Origin of the sequence: Neisseria sp. P0020.S003, from assembly GCF_051957095.1 — a bacterium.
Taxonomy (GTDB): Bacteria; Pseudomonadota; Gammaproteobacteria; order Burkholderiales; family Neisseriaceae; genus Neisseria; species Neisseria subflava.
Genome location: NZ_JBQCWU010000015.1, coordinates 38,722 through 53,447 on the forward strand (window position 1 = coordinate 38,722; position 14,726 = coordinate 53,447).

A 14,726-nucleotide genomic window follows, 5' to 3' on the forward strand; every position below is an offset into this window, starting at 1 on the left:
AGAGCGGGAATAGCTCAGTTGGTAGAGCGCAACCTTGCCAAGGTTGAGGTCGCGAGTTCGAGACTCGTTTCCCGCTCCATCTTGATTACTTGTTGATTGTTCTTTTTCAATATGCGGGAATAGCTCAGTTGGTAGAGCGCAACCTTGCCAAGGTTGAGGTCGCGAGTTCGAGACTCGTTTCCCGCTCCAGTTTAATTTCAGATGCACTCAAATGCGGGAATAGCTCAGTTGGTAGAGCGCAACCTTGCCAAGGTTGAGGTCGCGAGTTCGAGACTCGTTTCCCGCTCCATTAAATCATGCATCCGAATACGCGGGAATAGCTCAGTTGGTAGAGCGCAACCTTGCCAAGGTTGAGGTCGCGAGTTCGAGACTCGTTTCCCGCTCCAGTTTCAATACTACAAACACTCCAAAGTAGTTTATTTGGCGAGATAGCAAAGTGGTTATGCAGCGGATTGCAAATCCGTCTACGCCGGTTCGATTCCGACTCTCGCCTCCATCCATTTCATGGCGGGGTGGCAGAGTGTTTATGCTATAAGGGGTGCAACCCTTATATAGGCCGGTTAAAATCCGCGCCCCCGCCTCCAATCTCTCGATTTATTGTCTACGCCCGGGTGGTGAAATAGGTAGACACAACGGACTTAAAATCCGTCGGCCCTAAACCGGCCGTGCCGGTTCGATTCCGGCTCCGGGCACCATTTACCGCTTTTAAGCGGTTATTTTTTTGTCTAGTACCCACGCCTAATAATAGAAAAGATAGCCCATTAACAGCTTTGTAGTTATAAATACCCACTATTCTATCTAGGACAAGAAATTCATTTAAACCAGTCTATCTCCTTTCCAAACTCAAATCATCATATCATATGATTTCTATAAAAATTATATGCTAGTTTAAAACCCTTAAAAGGTTATAAAATAACGCCGTTTTAAATACTTATTACATATCTAAAAAATGTCTCGTCTACTTACCTACAAAAAAATTCTATGTAATTCTTTTTCATTATGGCTTTGCACTGTTCTAATTCTTTTTATTGAACGGTGTTTAATGTCACAATATTATCTATCAGATGATATCCGTAGTCGTTATTCCGAGGATATTATCCAGCTTATGCTCAAAGGGTTATTATTTGATATCAAAGCTGCTTCTGTATTAACGGCATTACCATTTTTACTGGGATTATTCAGCTTATTAAATTCAAAAACTGTTGTAGCATATAGACGGATTCAAGCTCTATTGTCTACAGTATTGTTATCTATCGTTTCTGCTCTGACTATAGGGAATTGGTTTTATTATGGAGTCTACGAACGCCAATTCGATGTTTTTATTTTTGGTCTTGCAGAGGAAGATACTGTAGCCGTACTCAAAACTATTTGGTCCGATTTTCCAATTATTTGGGGATTAATTGCTTTAGCCATAGCAGTAACACTTTTTTGGAAATGTTTTTCCCAAATTAACAGATGCTCTTTTTCTGCTACTACTACAAGCAAAGCAACTTGGGTTGCTATCATAATGATACCTATCTTAATCTTAAGTATTGGTATACGTGGTTCATTTGGTAAATTCCCTTTACGACAAACCTCCATGCAAATTTCAACCTTACCGCAAATAAATAAATTAGTTCCCAATGCACTAATTTCTTTAAATTGGGCTTTTGCAGAACATCGAAACAGTAATAATTTTATCGAAGTTACCGATTCAGATGGTATTGAACTGATGAATCGTCTACAAAATCAAAAAGCTGATGCCAATTTAAATCGCTTATTTACACAAACTAATAAAAATTTGATTGTTGAACAACATAAGCCCAACGTTGTATTTGCTGTTATGGAAAGTATGAGCACTCACTTGCTTTCTCTAAATACGCCTGAACGAGATCTATTAGGTGAATTAGATAAACATTGGAAAGAAGATTGGGTTTATTCACGTTTTATCTCTGAGGGTGATGGCACTAGCGACTCACTACACCGTTTTTTTATTCGTAGCCCACGCCTTAACCTTAGCCAATCTGCTGCTAAAAATAAAACTTTTCCTGGAAACATGTTTAAACCATATCTTGATGCAGGATATCGTATTGTGTATATCACTGCCGGTAATGGGGGGTGGCGTGATTTTGATAGTTTTCTGCGTCATTTGGGTGTACATGAAATTATTGATGAAAATGCGATCAAAGCACGCTACCCTGAAGCCCAATCCAGCACATGGGGAGTACCTGATGAATTTATGTTCCGATATGCAGAAGACGAGTTGAAACAAGCAAAAAAAAATAATACCCCCGTATTCGTCATGATGCTATCAGTAACTAATCACCCCCCATATCAATTACCTAAACCTAACCCAACTAAAGATTTTCATCTCACTGAGCAAGAAAAACAGCGACTTTCCAGTCTAGCAACAGGAAAAGAATTGAATGAGATTTTTAACACATTCCGATATAGCAACGACCAACTTGGACGCTTCATTAGTCATACAAAATCTATTGCACCGGATACTATTATTGCTGCAACTGGAGACCATAATATGCGAGCAATCAGTTATCCTGCACCTAATGAAATTGCCCTTGGCCACAGTGTACCATTCTATCTTTATGTTCCACCTACTTACCGCTCCAATGCAGAATATCATCCTGAGCGGGCAGGCTCACATAAAGACATTTTGCCAACGTTATATAATCTTAGCCTATCAGAAATACCTTATTATCAAACCGGTTGTAATTTGACTGCACCTACTGTTGATTCCTCATGGTGTGGCTATGGTTATAATCCTGAAGTTTTAATCACCAAACATGGTTTTTATAATTTAAACAATCAGGAGTTCCATCGTTGGGATAATCAGGGGCTGCAAACAGCAGAAGCTGAAATCAGCCAACCACCTGCTGAAGATATACCTTTTATTGAACGAGGTAGTGTTTACACTCAATTTTTAGATTGGCAAATTAACCGTATTGCAACTACCCATCACTAAGAATACAACTAAATTTTTATACTATCTTAGTAAAATAAAACCGACTTACCCAAAAAGGTAAGTCGGTTTTATTCTCTGACAACATTACTGTACTATTTATTAAACCAAGTTCTCCAGCATCCATTTAACGTAACGGCTGATACCTTGTTTTACATCCAAGAATTCTTCTTTATACCCGGCTTCGCGCAGCTTGGTGATATCCGCTTGAGTAAAGCTCTGATATTTGCCTTTAAGTGCATCGGGGAATGGGATATAACGGATAAGTTCTTCTTCAACCAACTCTTTCAAACTCATTTCAGGCTTGCCTTCGGCTGCACGGCAAGCGTTGACGGTTGCGGCGGCAAGTTCGTTAAATTGTTGGCTACGGCCTGTACCGAGATTGAAGATGCCTGAAAGCTCAGAATGGTCGAAGAAGTAAAGGTTAACTTTGGCCACGTCTTCTACGCTGACAAAGTCGCGTGTTTGCTCGCCGTTGCCATAGCCGTCATTGGCACCAAACAGATTGACATAGCCATGCTCACGGTATTGGTGGAAATGATGGAAGGCGACTGACGCCATACGGCCTTTGTGTTGCTCCTGTTGTCCGTAAACATTGAAGTAGCGGAAGCCGACAACTTGGGCTGTCAGACCTTCCTTCATACGGCGGCGCAACACTTGGTCAAACAAGAATTTAGAGTAGCCATATACATTGAGCGGTTTTTCCAGTTCGCGCTCTTCGCGGAAGATTTCGCCCTTGCCATATACAGCAGCGCTGGAAGCATAAAGAAATGGAATACGTTCATCCTGACACCAATCCAAGAGATCGAGCGTGTACTGATAGTTGTTATCCATCATGTAAAGGCCGTCATGATTCATGGTATCGGAACATGCGCCTTGATGGAAAATGGCTTCGATATCGTCGTAAGGCAGAAGATGACCGCGCACTTGGCGGATAAATTCGTGTTTATCGAGATAATGGGCAATTTCACACTCGGCAAGGTTTTTAAATTTTTCGCCTTTGCTCAGATTGTCGACGGCAACAATGTCGGTAATACCGCGCTGGTTAAGTGCTTTGACGATGTTGCTGCCGATAAAGCCGGCCGCGCCTGTTACGATAATGGTCATAATGAATTTCCTTTATTTTGATTTTTCAGACGGCCTTGAAGAAATCATGCCGTCTGAAAATAAAAACTTGTCTGTCTGGATTATTTTCCAACTCCATTTTCAGACGGCATTTAGATTTTAAGGCCGTCTGAAACAGCAATTATTGCTCTTCCAACGCCTTGGTCAATTCGGTAAACAAGCAAACCGCTGTACCAAGTTTCGCTACGACAACCCCTGCCGCAGTATTGGCAAGGTGCATGGCTTCGGGCATGGTATAACCAGCAGCCAAACCCAAGCCCACTCCGGCAATAACGGTATCTCCCGCACCGGATACATCATAGACTTCTTGGGCCCGTGTAGGCTGATAAATCGACTCACCCTCATTGAACAGGGTCATACCCTCTTCGCTTCGGGTCAGCAAAATAGCGGTCAAGTCGAGATGACGGCGCAGATTTTGGGCTTTTTCGGTCAAATCGTTTTCGTTTTTCCAGCTTCCCACCACTTCTTTCAGCTCTGCACGGTTAGGCGTAATCAGCGTAGCGCCGGCATATTTTTCGTAATCATCACCTTTCGGGTCGATTAAAACGGGTTTACCAGCCTGTTTCGCCCAATCAATCATATCGGAAATATGCGACAGGCCACCCTTGCCGTAATCTGAAAAAATAATGGCATCGTATTCAGGCAACACTTCTCGATATTGATGCTTGATTTGTTCCAACACCTCACGATGAGGCGATTCTTCAAAATCAAGTCGGATAAGCTGCTGATTACGGGCAACAACGCGCAATTTGACAGTAGTCGCAATTTGCTTGTCGCGCATCAGATAGGAGGTAACGCCGTCCTGCGCCATCAGCGCGTCGAGCGCATTGGCGGCTTCGTCATCGCCGGTTACCGACAGCAGCCCAGCTTTGCCGCCCAACGAAGCGATATTGCGCGCAACGTTCGCCGCTCCGCCCGCCCGCTGGTCGATACGGGCGATTTTCGCCACCGGCACAGGGGCTTCAGGAGAAATACGGGACACATCGCCAAACCAATAGCGGTCGAGCATCACATCACCGACAACAAGGACTTTGGCTTGTGCAAAACGGGATTTGAGGGTTTCTTGTTGGAACTTGGTTACCATACTGGCTCCATTAAAATCTCTGTGTAAGGCTTGTTATCAGATTATTGATCTAACAGCCTAAAAATATCTTGAGGCTCATATACCTGCATATGGTTTTTCGAGTACGACGCCTGTTCATGAGATGACAACAACGCCGCTTTCAGCATGGCTTGTGCCAATTTTTCGACAGCAAGCGGACGTTGGCTTTTCAGCATGCCGATGCGGTTGAGTACGCGAAAAATCCGTTCGGCAATTTTCTCACCCAATCGATCGCTATTCGGACGAATCAATAAGGGCGGGCGGAAAATAATAAGGTGCGGAAAATTCAAAGCGATAATTGCTTGTTCCAATTCGCCTTTCATCCTTTGATAAAACAGGCGCGAAGCAGAATTTGCACCGGAAGCGGAAACCAAAACCAAAGCATTGACGCCGTTTTGTCTGGCTGCTTTGGCAAATTCAAGATTCGCTTCATAATCGATAGCCCATTGCGCTTCTTTACTGCCAGCCGCTTTCAAAGTCGTGCCTAAGCAGGCAAACAATACATCGCCCTGCACTTCTTCGTGCCAAATATTAGGCTGAGTAAAATCAATTTGATGACTATTCAGCTTCTGATGTGAAAAGTCGGGATGCCTGCGACCGAAACAGTCGATACGCTCCATTTCTGAATGAGCAGCCAGCAGAGGCAACAAAGATTTCCCTGTCGCTCCTGTGGCACCAATTATAATCGCCTTCATACTTCAGACGGCCTTAAGCGTTGGCTACTCGATTGACTTCACGCAATACCGCTACCGGATCGGCAGCTTTGGTTACCGGGCGACCCATTACCAAATAGGTTGAACCGGCAGCCAAGGCTTCAGCCGGTGTCATGATGCGGCGTTGGTCGTCATTATTGCCTGCAACGTCCAAGCGGATACCCGGCGTGACCAAGACAAAATCCTGTCCCAATTCGCGGCGCAATGGTGCGGCTTCTTGAGCGGAACATACCACGCCGTCCAAACCTGAACTTTGCGCTAGTTTCGCCAAGCGGATGACTTGTTCTTCAGGGGCGATGTTCAAACCAATTTCTGCCAAGTCGCTTTGTTCCATGCTGGTCAACACGGTTACGCCGATCAAGAGCGGCTGGGTTTGATATCCGGCAACGGCTTCTGCTGCGGCTTCCATCATACGGCGGCCACCTGAGGCGTGCATATCGACCATCCAAACGCCCATATCGGCGGCAACTTTACAGGCCTGAGCGACTGTGTGGGGAATATCGTGGTATTTCAAATCGAGGAAAAGTTTGAAACCTTGATTGATTAAGCTTTCTGCCAAACTACGGCCGGTTGCGGTAAACAGCTCTTTGCCGATTTTGATTTGACACAGTGTCGGGTCAAGATTGCGGACAAATCCGAGCGTATCTTTTTCGTTGGCAAAATCGAGGGCGACGATAACGGGAGTACGTTGTTGCTGAGTTTGGAAGTCGGAGATCAAGGGATTCATAAGATGCCTGCGGATAAACGGTTATAGCTTCGATTTTAACAGCTTTTGTACACAAAAGGCCGTCTGAAAATATTTTTTCAGACGGCCTCATGATTTTACTTCGGCAAAACTTATTTGCCCAAACCTTTCAATACTTCGGCTTTCACGGCTTCTACTGCTTGGGTGCCGTCAACTTTGATGTATTTAGGCGCGTGTTCGCCTTCCAGTTTGCTGTAAAAATCAACCAAAACTTCGGTTTGCTCGTGGTAAACGGCAAGGCGTTTTTTCACGGTTTCTTCTTTGTCGTCGTCGCGTTGAATCAAGTCTTCACCGGTTACGTCGTCTTTGCCTTCGACTTTAGGCGGATTGTAGGTAACGTGATAAGTACGGCCGGAAGCCAAATGCACGCGGCGGCCGCTCATGCGGTCGACAATCACGCTGTCAGGCACATCAATTTCAACCACGGCATCCAAATCCACACCGGCTTCAACCATGGCTTCGGCTTGTGCCAATGTACGTGGGAAACCGTCAAACAGGAAACCGTTTTTGCAGTCGTCTTGGGCAATGCGCTCTTTAACCATGCCGATAATGATGTCGTCGCGTACCAAACCGCCTTCATCAATGATTTTTTTTGCTTCCAAACCCAGCGGAGTGCCTGCTTTGATGGCAGCGCGGAGCATGTCGCCGGTAGAGATTTGAGGAATGCCGAATGCAGCAGTGATGAATTGAGCCTGTGTGCCTTTGCCGGCGCCTGGCGCGCCCAACAATAATACTTTCATGATGAGTCCTTTTGGTTGACGGATTTAATGTTCAGATAATTTTACACAGCTTGTGTTTATCGTTCAAAACTTCAGACGGCCTCTTTCGGGCCGAAATGCTTCCATGCATCGTCGCGCATTTCGATAAACCATAAGTCTTCAGGGAATCGCTCTATTGCGTCTTTCAAAGTGGAAAGCAAGTTTTGCGATAAGGCTTTCGCCAAATATTCTTCCTCATTGGCTTCCGCTGCTTTGTCAGGCTGCTGCGCCAAACCGATTGCACGGGTTTGATGGCCATGAGCCAAATAGTTGAGCGCAATGATTTTTTGTGCCCAAAGCTGCGGAATATCGGGATTGTCTTGCAGCAATACCGACAAAATCGATACAGCAACGGTCAAACGTCCGCCGTTCATACGCAAGTCCAACGACTGGTTGGGCGGTAAAGTGCTGAGCATTTCTGCCATGCGGAACCAAAACTCGCCGCTGGCCTGCTCCGGCGCCTCTATTTTCAACATGTCATAGTTGAATTCTTGCTCGTCTTCTCTTACCAGCTTCGCTACTTCGGCAAGCAATTTTTGTTCTTCACGGCTCAAATGGCGGAAATCATTCATGTCTTTTCCTTTCAGACGGCCTTAAGCTTTAAACGCAACACGTACTCTGTCCAAATCTTCCTGCGTATCCACACCGGCAGCAGGCGCTTCTTGGGTGATTTCAACAGCAATCGGATAACCGTGCCACAGGACGCGCAACTGTTCCAGCGATTCGATGGTTTCCAAAGGAGAAACATCCATTTCCGAATAGCGTTGCAGGAAGCCTGCACGATAGGCATAAATGCCGATGTGGCGTAAAACGGCTGTTTCGGAAGGCAATTCGCGTTTTTCGGCACGCATCACATCGCGCAGATAAGGAATCGGGGCGCGGCTGAAATAGATGGCGTTGCGGTTTTTATCGAGGACGACTTTGACGACGTTAGGATTCATAAACTCGTCAAAATCGTGCAATTCGTGGGCGGCAGTTGCCATTTGCACATTGTTTTCAACCAAAACTTCGGCTGTACGGTTGATGAGCTCAGGGTCGATTAAAGGCTCGTCGCCTTGTACGTTCACAACAATCAGATGCTGCGGCAGTTTCAGCGTATTGGCCGCTTCGGCAAGGCGCGTTGTACCGCTTTCGTGTTGATTGGAAGTCATGACCATTTCGACACCATGCGCCTGACAGGCCGTCTGAATATCGGGATGGTCGGTGGCAACGACAACACGCGCTGCCTTGCTTTTCGCCGCCTGCTCAGCAACGCGAACAACCATCGGTTTACCGTGAATATCGGCCAAAGCCTTTCCCGGCAAACGTGAAGAATCCAACCGCGCCGGAATCAATACGACAAATTCGGTCATGCTTTCAGTTCCTCTTCGCTCAACGCTCGTGCTTCGTTTTCCAACATATAAGGGATGCCGTCACGAATCGGATAAGCGAGCTTTGCCTGACGGCTCCACAATTCCTGTTTGTCTTGATGGTATTCGAGTTTGCCTTTAGTCACAGGACAAACGAGGATGTCTAAGAATTTTTTTTCCATGGGGTTTACTTTCGGTAGTTATATCAAGGTCGTCTGAAATGATTCGGACAGTTCGAAGTTATCGCTTGCTACTTGAATCAGATTTTGCACAAACTGGCTCAGGATTTTTGCCACCGCAAGCAATCCGCCTCCATTCTTTGATAAACTCAGGCTTATGCCAATCTGCAGCTTCCTGTATTTTTTTCGGCAATAATTCTTCCAGCCCGCCCATATTCTTATCAAGGAAAGACTCAACAGCCTTACTGGACGGATTGGCAATCATAGCATCGACTTCTTTTTGGGTAAGTGATGCTTTAGCACTTTTCAACAATCGGTTGCGGATGCTCTGTTTCAATTCAGGCGTAAACGCCTCCTTTACAACAATATCCCGATAACGAACAACTGCTTTTTCTACTTCTCCCTTTTTTTCTTTGGAGACTTCAGCCACCAAGGTATCGGAAAGCGGTTTAAATCCCTCTTGAAAAATCTCATTCAAAATTATCTCAATATCTTGCTCATAATGCTGCGTATTTAACCATTTTTCCAGCGACGCATCACTGGGCGGCGCGGCAAACGCATTGGCACACAAGGCCAAAGCAGCAAAAGGCAACAATAAAGTTTTCAGTTTCATTTTTTCTCCTTTTCAATAAAAAAATATTTTCAGATAGTCGGAAAATTATTTGGCACATTCCGAAGAATGTTTATTGCCCTTACACAAAATATCACGCGTTTGTGCCTCAAAAGCGGGCGTATATTTATCGCTTGCATTGAGGTAGTTTTGACTCATGGTTTTGTGGATAATCTCATCACTCAGCTTATCGAAATGTTTGACTTTTTCGAGCGCAGACTTACCGGCACCATGCCCAAATGCTTCAGCCATCTTTTCTATATCCGATTGGCTCAACATATCCTCAAGATTTCCACCATGCTGTTGTAAACTTCTTATCTTTTTCAAAATATTTTTCCCCTGAGCCGAAGAGAAAAAACGGTTGGTTACATCGACTTCTTCTTGTGTAAATACTTTCTGTACGGCACGCTTTTCTTCATCCAACCATTGCTTTTTCAACTCAGGGCGGCTCAAATCGTCTTGCATGTTTTCATATAACGGCTGATGACCGCCTTCATCTGCGCTTTTTGAGCTTTGGGCGTCATCGTTAACAAGCGTTCATTGTCTTCTTTATTCACCATCTCCAAAGAACGTTGTACTTTTTCGCTATAATTATTGCTTATCCCTTGAATCTCCAACCATTTCATTGCAGATTCATCACTTGGTTTAGCAGCCAGGCTTTGAGTAGATTCAAATAAAGCTGCACAAGCGACCAACAAATATTTTAACTTCATGATTTACTCCTATCGCGTAGTTTGAAGATCATCTTTAAAACATCTGTGAAACATCTATAAGCATTTAGATTGAAACATTCGCGGATACAAACGCCGCCAAACCCGGCTCAATTATCGCATAAACAGGCAAGACCCACACATGATTCAGACCGTGGCCGTCTGAAAATTTGATCGCATCCTTTTCCGTGATAATCACCACATCTGCATTCGGCAAATCCGCCGCCGTAATATCTGCATGATCAGGTAAGGCAACGGTTTGTTTTAAAGCAATATTCATGCTTTGCAACGTATTGAAAAAACGCTCCGGCTTGGCGATACCGGCGACGGCGGCGACGGTTTGATTTCCCAGACCCGCCAAATCCAATTTTTCAGACGACCTGTTCAAACGGTAAATCTGTCCTGTTTCAATATGGCTGGCAAACATATTTTCAGACGGCCTGAATGCCGTATCTGCTTTTCCGCCACTGACGACGACCGCATCAACGGAAGCCAACCGAGACAAAGGTTCGCGCAAGCTGCCGTTGGGCAGTAAATCCAAATTGGTGCGACCAGTATCTGCCGCTGGAAATACGGCAATTTCCATATCGCGTTGCAAGGCATAATGTTGCAAGCCGTCGTCGGCCACAATCAATTCAAGCTCAGGATGCGCTGCAAGCAATGCCCTGCCTGCTTCTGCACGGCTGCTGCTTACCGCCGTCGGCGCACCGGTTTGGCGAAACAGCAATAAAGGCTCGTCACCTGCATCTGCCACACTACTGGCTGTATTCAATACATGAACCGTCTTACTCTTGCGCCCGTAACCTCGGCTGATGATGCCGACCTTAATGTCCTTTTCCTGCAAACCCGACACCAGTGCGGCAACTATCGGCGTTTTCCCTGTTCCGCCTGCATGGATATTACCGACCACCACCACAGGCACAGGTAATTTTTCGCTTTTCAGACGGCCTGAAACAAAATCATCGCGCCGTTTCACCGCAATTTTGGCAAACAGCTTGGACAATGGTTTTAACAGCAAAGACAGAAACGGATTGGGAGATTGCCAATGGCTTTCGATAATTTGGTGGAGTTTGGGCATACGCACGGCTTTTGAGGCGAAAATCAAACGATAATATAACACAAGCCCGCCCAGACAAGGCCGTCTGAACATGCGGCTTTGATAATATTAAAACAAACGGCGCAAGTTTCATGAAAACGAATACAACGAGTCGCTCTAAAACCCTTATAATTCAGCTTTCCCAAATTTTTCCGTTTCGCAATGTCCGAACTTTTCTCGCCCTCCTCCATTTCCGTATCCGAGCTCAACGCCCTTGCCAAAGCCTTGCTGGAAGACCATCTCGCAGGCTTGTGGATTGCCGGTGAAGTATCCAACCTGACCCGTGCCGCCAGCGGACATTATTATTTCTCGCTCAAAGACAGCCGCGCGCAGGTGCGTTGCGCGATGTTTAAGGGTGCGGCCATGCGCTTGGCGAAGCCTTTGAAAGAAGGCGACCATATCGAAGTATCAGGAAAAATCAGCATTTATGAAGCGCGGGGTGAATTTCAAATTACCGTGAACGAAGTACGGCTCAAAGGTTTGGGGCAGCTTTACGAAGCCTATGAACGATTGAAAGCGCAGTTGCAGGCGGAAGGCGCGTTTTCAGCGGAACGCAAAAAACCGTTGCCTGCCCGTCCGCAATGTATCGGCATCGTCACCAGCCTGGCGGCGGCGGCTTTGCGCGATGTCGTGACCACCTTAAACCGCCGCGCGCCCGAAATCCCCGTTATCGTTTATCCGACGCCCGTACAAGGCACAGGCAGCGAATTGCAAATTGCCCAAGCGATTAAAACCGCTTCGCAACGCGCCGAATGTGATGTGCTGATTGTCTGTCGCGGCGGCGGCAGCATTGAAGACTTGTGGGCGTTTAATGAAGAGCCGGTTGTACGCGCCATCGAAGCCTGCGCGATTCCGGTCGTTAGCGGCGTGGGACACGAAACCGATTTCACGCTTGCCGATTTCGTCGCCGACGTACGCGCACCGACACCGACCGGCGCGGCAGAGCTGGTCAGCCCCAACCGCCAAGAATCGCTACATCGCCTCGCCCAAGCGCAAGGCCGTCTGAAAACCGTTTTGGAACAACGCTATTTCGATGCCAGCCAAAAACTCGACTGGCTGGCGCGGCAAATCCGTCATCCGCGCCAAAAACTTGACGAGCAGCGCGCCTCAATCAGCAAGCTGGCGCAAACGCTGTCTTACTCGATGACGCAAAACCTCCGCGCCCACACCGCCCGTTTTGAACGCCAAACCCAAACCCTGAAACATTGCCGTCCTGATGTTTCTGGTTACACACAAAATATCGACCGCTTTCAGACGGCCTTGTCGCACTCCTTCCGCCAGCTGCTTGTCCACCGACGTCAAAGCCTGACCGCCCAAGCCGCATTGCTCGAAGCCGTATCGCCGCAACATATTCTGGAGCGCGGCTTTTCGGTCGTCAAAAACACACGCGGACAAGTCATCCGCAATGCCGATATGTTGAAACAAGGGCAGAAACTGCACATCACTTTTGCCGACGGCGAAACCGACGTACGCGTAACCAAAGAGCAGGCGCAGGGCGAGTTATTTGACTGACAAAATAAAGGCCGTCTGAAACTTTATGCGATTGAAGTGAAACTATGTCTGCCTTTTAAAAATCCTTAACCAACCAATGCGGTATAATGCCTCATCTGCACACGCAGCATATACGGAAACATTATGGACAACGCACAAAATACAGAAAATCCGATTCCTCCACGCAACTCCATCCGCAAAAACAGCATTTACCTGCTGCCCAATTCCTTTACCATCGCCGCACTGTTTTGCGCGTTCTTCGCCATTACCCAGTCCATGCACGGACGTTATGAAACGGCGGCGATTGCAGTTTTCCTTTCCATGCTGCTCGACGGCATGGACGGACGCGTTGCCCGTTTGACCAACAGCCAGAGCGCGTTCGGCGAACAGCTCGACAGCCTTGCCGATATGGTCAGCTTCGGCGTGGCGCCTGCCCTGATTGCCTACAAATGGCAACTTTGGCAGTTTGGCAAAATCGGTTATTCCGTCGCCTTTATCTACTGCGCCTGCGCCGCCCTGCGTTTGGCGCTGTTTAACACGCTCATCGGAAAAGTCGATAAACGCTGGTTTATCGGCGTTCCAAGCCCGACCGCCGCTGCGTTGATTGTCGGCCTGATTTGGGTCAACCACAGCATCGAACGCTTCCCCGGCGTGCATTGGTGGGCATTGGGCATTACCCTGTTTGCCGGTATTTCCATGATTGTGCAGATTCCGTTTTGGAGCTTCAAAGAAATCAACATCCGCCGCCAAGTGCCGTTTATGGGCATGGTATTGGCCGTGTTGGTATTGCTGCTCATCAACTGGAAGCCTTCGCTCGTCCTCTTCTTGTTCTTCCTCGGTTACAGCCTGTCCGGTTATGTGATGGCAGTCATCCGCTGGTTTAAAAAACGCTACAAAACTCACAAACACGATAAGGCCGTCTGAAATGTGGTCTTGGGACATCATCCTTTCCCTGCTCGCCGTCGGCAGCGCGGCGGGCTTTATTGCCGGATTATTCGGCGTAGGCGGCGGCACGTTAATTGTTCCCGTTGTCTTATGGGCGTTGCAGCTGCAAGGCATAGGTGGCCACCCCTATGCCCAGCATCTCGCCATTGGCACTTCCTTTGCCGTAATGGTGTTTACCACCTTCTCCAGCATGTACGCCCAACATAAAAAGTATGCCATCGATTGGGCGACCGTCCGCCGGATGACGCCGGGCATGATACTCGGCGTACTCCTCGGCGCGGCAACGGCAAAATATATGCCGACGCTGGCTTTGCAGGTTTTCTTTATTGCATTTCTTGCCTTTATCGCACTCAAAACCCTACGCGATTCCAAACCCAAACCTTCACGCACCCTGCCTGCCCTCCCCGGCCTGACAGCCGTCGGCACGCTTTTTGGGGCGGCTTCAAGTTGGGTCGGTATCGGCGGCGGTTCACTATCCGTTCCATTTCTACTGTATTGCAACTTTCCGGCGCACCGTGCCATCGGCACATCTTCAGGTTTAGCATGGCCGATTGCGATTGCCGGTACCATCGGCTATTTTGCCAACGGTTTGCATATTGCCAACCTGCCTGAAAGCGCAGCAGGCTTTATCTATCTTCCGGCCGTGGCCATATTGAGCGTTGCCACTATCCTCTTTGCTCCGCTCGGCGTAAAAACGGCGCACAAGCTGCCCGCCCGAAAACTCAAAATCGCCTTCGGCATCATGTTGCTGCTGATTGCCGCCAAGATGGCTTGGAATTTGATACATTAAATCTTTCTTATAAAAAAGGCCGTCTGAAAATTGAACTGCACCCCAAAAGTTGGACATCCCCTCCAACTCACAAGGTGCAGTTTTTTTATGAGCAAATATACATTACACTTCAAATACCAAGCCGTACTCCACTACCTGCATATACGCAGCCAGCAGC

The 14,726-nt window shown here is 47.2% G+C and carries 16 protein-coding genes and 6 tRNA genes; 10 read left to right on the forward strand and 12 right to left on the reverse strand.

The features are described 5' to 3' along the window. The first annotated feature begins 3 nt into the window (after positions 1 to 3). From ACTHTQ_RS08655 to ACTHTQ_RS08685, 7 genes are all read left to right on the forward strand, one after another. Positions 4 to 79 (forward strand) — tRNA-Gly (locus ACTHTQ_RS08655). A gap of 34 nt (positions 80 to 113) precedes the next feature. Then, positions 114 to 189, forward strand: a tRNA-Gly gene (locus ACTHTQ_RS08660). A 24-nt stretch (positions 190 to 213) separates the two neighbouring features. Next, positions 214 to 289: transfer RNA gene (locus ACTHTQ_RS08665), tRNA-Gly, on the forward strand. Between the two features lie 21 nt (positions 290 to 310). Continuing rightward, a tRNA-Gly gene (locus ACTHTQ_RS08670) sits at positions 311 to 386 on the forward strand. A 36-nt stretch (positions 387 to 422) separates the two neighbouring features. Beyond that, a tRNA-Cys gene (locus ACTHTQ_RS08675) sits at positions 423 to 496 on the forward strand. A gap of 109 nt (positions 497 to 605) precedes the next feature. After that, a tRNA-Leu gene (locus tag ACTHTQ_RS08680) sits at positions 606 to 695 on the forward strand. 254 nt (positions 696 to 949) lie between these two features. Then, entirely contained in the window at positions 950 to 2,959 is a 2,010-nt protein-coding gene (locus ACTHTQ_RS08685) for an LTA synthase family protein (RefSeq protein WP_440363663.1), read from the forward strand. 99 nt (positions 2,960 to 3,058) lie between these two features. On the opposite strand, the gene rfaD is transcribed toward ACTHTQ_RS08685, so the two are convergent. The 12 genes from rfaD to lpxK form a co-directional block, all read right to left on the reverse strand. After that, positions 3,059 to 4,063, reverse strand: a complete 1,005-nt coding sequence (gene rfaD / locus ACTHTQ_RS08690) for an ADP-glyceromanno-heptose 6-epimerase (protein ID WP_440363664.1) — start codon at positions 4,061 to 4,063, stop codon at positions 3,059 to 3,061. A 139-nt stretch (positions 4,064 to 4,202) separates the two neighbouring features. After that, positions 4,203 to 5,165 carry a D-glycero-beta-D-manno-heptose-7-phosphate kinase gene (gene rfaE1 / locus ACTHTQ_RS08695; protein WP_440363665.1) on the reverse strand — a complete coding sequence of 321 codons (963 nt, stop codon included), beginning with the start codon at positions 5,163 to 5,165 and terminating at the stop codon, positions 4,203 to 4,205. A gap of 41 nt (positions 5,166 to 5,206) precedes the next feature. Further along, a complete protein-coding gene (locus ACTHTQ_RS08700; RefSeq protein ID WP_440363666.1) occupies positions 5,207 to 5,878 on the reverse strand; it encodes an NAD(P)H-binding protein in 672 nt (223 codons plus the stop codon). 13 nt (positions 5,879 to 5,891) lie between these two features. After that, a complete protein-coding gene (gene pyrF / locus ACTHTQ_RS08705) occupies positions 5,892 to 6,623 on the reverse strand; it encodes an orotidine-5'-phosphate decarboxylase (protein ID WP_003682925.1) in 732 nt (243 codons plus the stop codon). Positions 6,624 to 6,733: 110 nt separating this feature from the next. After that, a complete protein-coding gene (gene adk / locus ACTHTQ_RS08710; protein WP_003746105.1) occupies positions 6,734 to 7,381 on the reverse strand; it encodes an adenylate kinase in 648 nt (215 codons plus the stop codon). A gap of 71 nt (positions 7,382 to 7,452) precedes the next feature. Then, complete coding sequence (locus tag ACTHTQ_RS08715; protein WP_440363667.1) at positions 7,453 to 7,971, reverse strand: 3-deoxy-manno-octulosonate cytidylyltransferase; 519 nt, start codon at positions 7,969 to 7,971, stop codon at positions 7,453 to 7,455. 21 nt (positions 7,972 to 7,992) lie between these two features. Beyond that, a complete protein-coding gene (gene kdsB, locus ACTHTQ_RS08720; RefSeq protein ID WP_440363668.1) occupies positions 7,993 to 8,751 on the reverse strand; it encodes a 3-deoxy-manno-octulosonate cytidylyltransferase in 759 nt (252 codons plus the stop codon). Further along, positions 8,748 to 8,930 (reverse strand): Trm112 family protein, encoded by a 183-nt coding sequence (locus ACTHTQ_RS08725; protein ID WP_003679524.1) that lies wholly within the window; start codon positions 8,928 to 8,930, stop codon positions 8,748 to 8,750. The genes kdsB and ACTHTQ_RS08725 overlap by 4 nt, the downstream gene beginning before the upstream one ends. A 58-nt stretch (positions 8,931 to 8,988) precedes the next feature. Continuing rightward, the gene (locus tag ACTHTQ_RS08730; protein WP_440363669.1) at positions 8,989 to 9,540 is read right to left on the reverse strand and encodes a DUF2059 domain-containing protein; all 552 of its coding nucleotides are present in this window, start codon (positions 9,538 to 9,540) and stop codon (positions 8,989 to 8,991) included. Positions 9,541 to 9,585: 45 nt separating this feature from the next. After that, the gene (locus ACTHTQ_RS08735) at positions 9,586 to 10,002 is read right to left on the reverse strand and encodes a hypothetical protein (RefSeq protein ID WP_440363670.1); all 417 of its coding nucleotides are present in this window, start codon (positions 10,000 to 10,002) and stop codon (positions 9,586 to 9,588) included. Further along, a complete protein-coding gene (locus tag ACTHTQ_RS08740; RefSeq protein WP_440363671.1) occupies positions 9,987 to 10,250 on the reverse strand; it encodes a hypothetical protein in 264 nt (87 codons plus the stop codon). Before ACTHTQ_RS08740 ends, ACTHTQ_RS08735 begins: the two co-directional genes overlap by 16 nt. A gap of 64 nt (positions 10,251 to 10,314) precedes the next feature. Next, positions 10,315 to 11,325, reverse strand: a complete 1,011-nt coding sequence (gene lpxK, locus ACTHTQ_RS08745) for a tetraacyldisaccharide 4'-kinase (protein WP_440363672.1) — start codon at positions 11,323 to 11,325, stop codon at positions 10,315 to 10,317. Between the two features lie 180 nt (positions 11,326 to 11,505). Here lpxK and xseA point away from each other — a divergent pair, with 180 nt between their 5' ends. The 3 genes from xseA (at position 11,506) to ACTHTQ_RS08760 (ending at position 14,569) form a co-directional block, all read left to right on the forward strand. Next, positions 11,506 to 12,855, forward strand: coding sequence for an exodeoxyribonuclease VII large subunit (gene xseA / locus ACTHTQ_RS08750; RefSeq protein ID WP_440363673.1), 1,350 nt, complete (start codon positions 11,506 to 11,508; stop codon positions 12,853 to 12,855). A gap of 123 nt (positions 12,856 to 12,978) precedes the next feature. Then, the gene (gene pssA, locus ACTHTQ_RS08755; RefSeq protein ID WP_440363674.1) at positions 12,979 to 13,758 is read left to right on the forward strand and encodes a CDP-diacylglycerol--serine O-phosphatidyltransferase; all 780 of its coding nucleotides are present in this window, start codon (positions 12,979 to 12,981) and stop codon (positions 13,756 to 13,758) included. Between the two features lies 1 nt (position 13,759). After that, entirely contained in the window at positions 13,760 to 14,569 is an 810-nt protein-coding gene (locus tag ACTHTQ_RS08760; RefSeq protein ID WP_440363675.1) for a sulfite exporter TauE/SafE family protein, read from the forward strand. Positions 14,570 to 14,726 lie beyond the last annotated feature (157 nt).

Coding starts and splice junctions, on each gene's coding strand:
- rfaD (WP_440363664.1), bottom strand. CDS start 4,063: ATGACCATTATCGTAACAGGCGCGGCCGGCTTTATCGGCAGCAACATC.
- ACTHTQ_RS08725 (WP_003679524.1), bottom strand. CDS start 8,930: ATGGAAAAAAAATTCTTAGACATCCTCGTTTGTCCTGTGACTAAAGGC.
- ACTHTQ_RS08730 (WP_440363669.1), bottom strand. CDS start 9,540: ATGAAACTGAAAACTTTATTGTTGCCTTTTGCTGCTTTGGCCTTGTGT.
- adk (WP_003746105.1), bottom strand. CDS start 7,381: ATGAAAGTATTATTGTTGGGCGCGCCAGGCGCCGGCAAAGGCACACAG.
- ACTHTQ_RS08685 (WP_440363663.1), top strand. CDS start 950: ATGTCTCGTCTACTTACCTACAAAAAAATTCTATGTAATTCTTTTTCA.
- pssA (WP_440363674.1), top strand. CDS start 12,979: ATGGACAACGCACAAAATACAGAAAATCCGATTCCTCCACGCAACTCC.
- ACTHTQ_RS08700 (WP_440363666.1), bottom strand. CDS start 5,878: ATGAAGGCGATTATAATTGGTGCCACAGGAGCGACAGGGAAATCTTTG.
- xseA (WP_440363673.1), top strand. CDS start 11,506: ATGTCCGAACTTTTCTCGCCCTCCTCCATTTCCGTATCCGAGCTCAAC.
- lpxK (WP_440363672.1), bottom strand. CDS start 11,325: ATGCCCAAACTCCACCAAATTATCGAAAGCCATTGGCAATCTCCCAAT.
- pyrF (WP_003682925.1), bottom strand. CDS start 6,623: ATGAATCCCTTGATCTCCGACTTCCAAACTCAGCAACAACGTACTCCC.
- kdsB (WP_440363668.1), bottom strand. CDS start 8,751: ATGACCGAATTTGTCGTATTGATTCCGGCGCGGTTGGATTCTTCACGT.
- rfaE1 (WP_440363665.1), bottom strand. CDS start 5,165: ATGGTAACCAAGTTCCAACAAGAAACCCTCAAATCCCGTTTTGCACAA.
- ACTHTQ_RS08735 (WP_440363670.1), bottom strand. CDS start 10,002: ATGCAAGACGATTTGAGCCGCCCTGAGTTGAAAAAGCAATGGTTGGAT.
- ACTHTQ_RS08740 (WP_440363671.1), bottom strand. CDS start 10,250: ATGAAGTTAAAATATTTGTTGGTCGCTTGTGCAGCTTTATTTGAATCT.
- ACTHTQ_RS08760 (WP_440363675.1), top strand. CDS start 13,760: ATGTGGTCTTGGGACATCATCCTTTCCCTGCTCGCCGTCGGCAGCGCG.
- ACTHTQ_RS08715 (WP_440363667.1), bottom strand. CDS start 7,971: ATGAATGATTTCCGCCATTTGAGCCGTGAAGAACAAAAATTGCTTGCC.